Source organism: Methylophaga muralis (genome assembly GCF_001720165.1).
Classification (GTDB): Bacteria; Pseudomonadota; Gammaproteobacteria; order Nitrosococcales; family Methylophagaceae; genus Methylophaga; species Methylophaga muralis.
Map to the genome: position 1 here is coordinate 1 of NZ_MCRI01000067.1, position 4511 is coordinate 4511.

Annotated in this window: 4 protein-coding genes; all 4 read right to left on the reverse strand. The window is 40.6% G+C overall.

Features of this window, described 5'->3' with window-relative positions; genetic code table 11:
- Window positions 1-91: 91 nt before the first annotated feature.
- Entirely contained in the window at window positions 92-2200 is a 2109-nt protein-coding gene (locus A9E74_RS13380; RefSeq protein WP_069297099.1) for an ATP-binding protein, read from the reverse strand.
- Window positions 2169-2393, reverse strand: a complete 225-nt coding sequence (locus A9E74_RS14395) for a hypothetical protein (RefSeq protein ID WP_069297100.1) — start codon at window positions 2391-2393, stop codon at window positions 2169-2171. The genes A9E74_RS13380 and A9E74_RS14395 overlap by 32 nt, the downstream gene beginning before the upstream one ends.
- The gene (locus tag A9E74_RS13390; protein ID WP_084003100.1) at window positions 2390-3421 is read right to left on the reverse strand and encodes an ABC transporter substrate-binding protein; all 1032 of its coding nucleotides are present in this window, start codon (window positions 3419-3421) and stop codon (window positions 2390-2392) included. The genes A9E74_RS14395 and A9E74_RS13390 overlap by 4 nt, the downstream gene beginning before the upstream one ends.
- Before the next feature lie 104 nt (window positions 3422-3525).
- Window positions 3526-4511, reverse strand: a 986-nt coding sequence (locus A9E74_RS13395; protein WP_069297102.1) for a methyl-accepting chemotaxis protein, incomplete at its 5' end; no start/stop codon positions are given.

Consider the following 4511-nt stretch of genomic DNA (forward strand, 5'->3'; position numbering starts at 1 on the left):
GGATATTTTGCTGTGCAGATTTCTTTATCATGCATGTTTGCAAGCTTTGAATGTACGGATAAGAACACAAACGAAACAAATAAGCTGATTGTTACTTCTCTGCCACCCCAGCATCTAAAGCTATTCGTACTTTAATAGCTAATTCTTCACGACTGTAGGGCTTAGAGAGCAGCATAACGCCCGGATCCAACCGCCCATGATGCACAATAGAATTTTCAGTGTAACCGGAGGTATATAACACGCGTAATGATGGTCGCAATTTAACGGCTTTTTCAGCAATATGCCGACCATTTAATCCTTCTGGTAAAACAACGTCGGTTAACAACAAATCGATGAATTGATCAGACTCCAGAATTTCTATCGCCTGCTGGCCATCGTTCGCAGAGATGACTTGATAACCAAAAGCCGTTAATTGCGAGACAACATAATCACGGACTAAAGCATCATCTTCGACAACCAGAATATGCTCATGCCCCGGAAGTATTTCACTAATGGAAGGTTGAGTGTTTCTGGCAGACGAATCATTAGAGGTAGCAATTGGTAAATACAGTCTGACAGTAGTGCCCTGTTCTGGCTCAGAATATATATTTACATGACCGTTACTTTGTTTGATAAAGCCATACACCATCGCAAGACCCAAACCAGTTCCTTTATCTTTTGGTTTTGTGGTGTAAAACGGTTCAAACACTCTCTGGAGCTTATCTGCAGCAATACCACACCCCGAATCTGAAATGGCAATAACGATATATTCACCTGCATCAATTTGATGATTCTCAGCATATCTATCGGGTAAATGAGTATTTTGAGCTTCTATAACAATGCGTCCGCCACTAGGCATCGCATCTTTAGCATTTAGGGCAATATTGAGTAATGCATTTTCAAACTGCCCCGGATCGACCATCACCTGCTGCAAATTATCATCTGCATGAAATTGAATGGAAATCTCAGCGCCTAACGCCCGCTCTAGCAAAGGCCACAGCTGTTTAATTAATTGTTGAATGTTGACCGGTTTAGGATCGAGTGGTTGTTTTCGGGCAAAAGCCAGTAAGCTGCGGGTTAACTCAGCACCACGATAACCAGCTTGCAAAATCATTTCGGCTAACGGTTTAAGCTTGTTTGATTCTTCAAGCGTCTCAGTGAGAATCTGTGAATTACCGATAACCACTGTTAATAGATTATTAAAATCGTGTGCTACCCCGCCCGTGAGTTGGCCGACAGCTTCCAGTTTTTGAGATTGACGTAAACGATTTTCCAGTTCCATACGATCTGATATATCTTGAAAAGCACCGTGTACACCAATGATCTTACCTTTTGAATCCCGGACAGCTTCTCCTGATGTACGTACCCATAGAGGCTCACCAGCTGAATTAATAATTTGTAATTCAGCATCATAGGGAGTCCCCTGCTCATAACAAGCGGTAAACAGTTCTTTGATTCGAGCTTGATGCTCGGGGATGTAAAAAGAGAGTCCCTGATCAAGTGAGGGCGAGAAGCCCAATGGCTTTCCATGAATTTTAGCCACCATATCTGACCATTTGAGCTGATTAGTCTCCATATCCGCATACCAGCCGCCGAATCGTGTGATTCTTCCGGCGATTTCCAATAAATTAGCCTGCTGACTCAGCTCGGTTTGTTGTTGAATGATATGTTTTTTGGAAAGATCTTTTTGATCCAGTAAAGCATTAAATGCAACGGCAAGTTCAGCCATTTCATCTTTACCGATTACCTCAGCCCTGGCTGTTTCATCACTGGCAGCTATTCTGGTAATCGTGTTAATAAGATTTCGGGTAGGAACAGCAATTCGTTGATACATCATTCCGAAGGCGATTACACACAAAATGCCAAAAACCAGTGCGGAGAATATATAAACAAACAGAATTCGGTTGATATGACTTTCAATAATTTGCTGGTTTTCTTGCATTAACTGATCTATCGCACTCTCAATGGCAATGCCATGATCTGCAACCTGATTGATAATTAGTCGAGATCTCAAAGGTAAGGCTAGTGGATTTAGACTTAAGTCATTGTTTATAAGATTACTATTTTCGGGCGGGGTATGATAAGCATCTTCCATCGATTGAATTAATTGATCGATATGACGTATCGCCCGTTGAGCATTGAATTTACCTTTTTCTAATGCATCAAGCTGCGCCTGGATGGTCCGTGCATCATTTAAAAAAAACCTGCCATAACCTGTCATCACCACGAAAAATCAATAAATTATCGCTGCCGACTGATAAGGCATCGATTTTATGTTTAATGGCACCAAGAGCATTCAGTTCATCGCGTTTAGATTCGACTTGGCCGTAACTCCAGGCAGCCAAAACAATAAGAAAAAATAAGCCTAGCAAGCATGTACTGATAAATAAAACAGATATCTGAACCATTTTCATGGCAAGGTCTCTGTAGAACTTACCGTTGGAATTTTTACTAAAAACGGTTTTATTGTCTGCATGGGTTCAGGAGCGAACCACGAAGTCACATCGGTTGGTTGATCAGATCCTGGAAAATGATGGAGTTTTGCCCACTGGATACCTTGATGTAGCTCTGCAATTAAAGCCCAATTCAGATTTAGCTGGTGTAGGCCAGGTTGGTAATTAGTGTCGGCATATTGGTCTTTATTGGCATGCTCACTATAAATCAGCATCTCTTTTTCAGTGTCAGTCTGTATAAGGTTGATAGCTTGCGCATAAGCTTTTAATATTTGCTGACAATAATAAGGATTGTCACGCACCATTTCTCTGGTGGTGACCAGTAACCATTTAGCACTATATACATGACTGCCTTCAACTTGCTTCAACTGGCCGTCATACTGCTGCATAAATTGGTTTGTCCATGGCTGCCAAACGACAATGGCATCAACCTCACCATTTTGCAGAGCTTCTCCTAACTCAGATACCGGTAAATCAATAATTTCTACGCTACCCGGCGTTACTTGATAAAAAACTGAATATAACCACCACAAATATTCAGAATTTGTACCTTTAGCTAAACCTACTTTGCCGCCTTTCAAATCATTAACTGTTTGGATGTCTCTACCTTGCGTAGTTAATATCTGATTCACCTGTGTTGAATGTAACAGATTGCCCAGAATAACCGGTTCATTGTCGGATAACTCATTACCTGCATTAGCTAATTTGTCGAGAATAAAAGGGGTAGAAGACATTAAAGCGAAATCGACTTTACCAGCACGCAAATCATCAAGATTTTGCTTCCCGGAGTCTGTAAATGAGACATTAATCGTTAAATGGTTTTTTTTCAAAAAGATTATTTTTGCTGGCGACAAGAGTAGGCAAATCACGAGGTAATTTACCCCTGCTAATTTTAAAGGAAGGTCATCAACATTTTCGGACGTGCACGCTGTGATGAGAAAGATGAGTGATATTAATAAAGTTTTCAGGCCCATCATTTTTTCCATCATTGGTTTGAATGATTATTATCATTATGGCGTACCAAAAGCTCAGGACTTTAATTATTTAACAGACGCATTCCTGAAATTAATCCGAAAGAAATCATTCCTCTGAGCTATAGCAATGATGAAACTGTTCGAGAAACATCCTCAGCTCCTTGTAATATTTCATTCATTACCGACGATACTGCATTAAGTTGATCATTGCTGGCCATTGCACGCTCTTTAACACTATCCATCTTTAACGTCACATCACTCGTCAACTTACGGTTTTTTCTGACAACTTCTTTGATCTCATCGGTTGAAGTACTGGTTCTTGATGCCAGTTTCCTTACCTCGTCAGCAACTACCGCAAAACCCCGTCCTTGATCACCTGCACGAGCAGCTTCTATAGCTGCATTTAACGCCAACAAATTGGTTTGCTCGGCGATATCATTGATTGTTGAAACAATGTTTTCGATATTTTTTGATTCAGCGTTTAATTGTTCAATATTTCCTGAGGTCTCAGAGACATGCTGCAATATGATGTTGGACATTTGCACTGATGTTGTAAGCAACTCCGCACCATTTTTAGCAATTTGTGCAGTTTCTTCAGCGGTAGAAAATGACATTTCCGCAGCACGCATCACTTTATGATTTAACTCGATTTTGCTGGTAATGTCGCTGGCAAACTTAATCACTTTTACCACCTTACCAGTATCGTCAAATACCGGATTGTAAGAGGCCTCTAGCCATATGGTCTTCCCTGAGGCATGTTTTCGCTCATATTGGCCGGTAAAAAAATGTCCCGAACCGATTTGTGACCAGAAGTTGGGATTTTCTTCGTAGAATTGGTCAAAACAAAATATTCGATGATGTTTACCGACTACATCTTGTAATGAATAGCCAACGGTCGCCAAAAAGTTTTCATTAGCATTTAAAATGTGTCCATCCCCCGTAAACTCAATTATGGCCATGGAACGGTCTAATGCACTGAAAGCAGCTTCAAGATCGCGTCTTTTGTTATCCATATTGGTTACGTCAGAAGCTATTTTAAAAATAGCAGTCACTTTGTTGTCTTTGTTAACAATAGGAAAGTAAGTTGCTTCCAACCAAAGCGCGT

Coding starts and splice junctions, on each gene's coding strand:
- A9E74_RS13380 (WP_069297099.1), bottom strand. CDS start 2,200: ATGACAGGTTATGGCAGGTTTTTTTTAAATGATGCACGGACCATCCAG.
- A9E74_RS13390 (WP_084003100.1), bottom strand. CDS start 3,421: ATGATGGAAAAAATGATGGGCCTGAAAACTTTATTAATATCACTCATC.
- A9E74_RS14395 (WP_069297100.1), bottom strand. CDS start 2,393: ATGAAAATGGTTCAGATATCTGTTTTATTTATCAGTACATGCTTGCTA.